The sequence below is a fragment of the Psychroserpens mesophilus genome (assembly GCF_050617655.1).
Lineage (GTDB): Bacteria > Bacteroidota > Bacteroidia > Flavobacteriales > Flavobacteriaceae > Psychroserpens > Psychroserpens mesophilus_A.
In genome coordinates, this window is the sequence record NZ_JBODQC010000586.1 from 1 (window position 1) to 229 (window position 229).

The window sequence follows — 229 nt, forward strand, 5'->3', positions numbered from 1 at the left end:
AGCCAACCCATATCAGAGATGCCAGTTTTGCGGCCAGAGCCAGATAATCAGCAGGCCGGCCCCTATCCCCAACCCAAAGGAGATACCGATCCAACGCCCCAGCTTCCGGGTACCCAGCACGGCCGCCATGGCCCCCTTGAAAGCCAGGTTGGAGAGGGATGCCAGCAAAATGAGTTTCCAGCCCGTGGAGATTTCCAGGCGATCCTGCCGCATAAGCTGCGAAAGGGAG

At 59.4% G+C, this 229-nt stretch carries 1 pseudogene; it reads right to left on the reverse strand.

Annotated features, from left to right (window positions below):
* Window positions 1-12 precede the first annotated feature (12 nt).
* Window positions 13-229: pseudogene (locus ACRHNM_RS18530) on the reverse strand (MgtC/SapB family protein); the annotation flags it as partial.